The sequence below is a fragment of the Halalkalibacter flavus genome (genome assembly GCF_036663575.1).
Lineage (GTDB): Bacteria > Bacillota > Bacilli > Bacillales > Bacillaceae_D > Halalkalibacter > Halalkalibacter flavus.
Genome location: NZ_JAWRVK010000197.1, coordinates 1 through 279 on the forward strand (window position 1 = coordinate 1; position 279 = coordinate 279).

The 279-nt window shown below is 67.7% G+C and carries 1 pseudogene; it reads left to right on the top strand.

Going from position 1 to position 279, the window contains the following annotated elements:
- A pseudogene (locus tag SAY88_RS24975) lies at positions 1-279 on the top strand (hypothetical protein); the annotation flags it as partial.

A 279-nucleotide genomic window follows, 5' to 3' on the forward strand; every position in this document is an offset into this window, starting at 1 on the left:
CCCCATCTACCTGGGGCCTACCCTGGTCCTCCTCCTCTGGCCGTTTCTTCACGGAAAACTGCTCTCCCTGGCCCGCGCCCACCGTCTCACCTCCTGGGCCGACTTCCTCTACCTGCGCTTCGGCCACGGTCTCCTTGGCCCCCTGGCCGCCGCCTTTCTGGTGGTGGGCCTGCTTCCCTACCTGGCCCTGCAACTCAAGGCCATCGCCCAGGCCTTCCTCTTCCTCAGGGGCGAGGAGGAGCCCCTCACGGACATCGCCCTTCCCACCGCCCTGCTCCT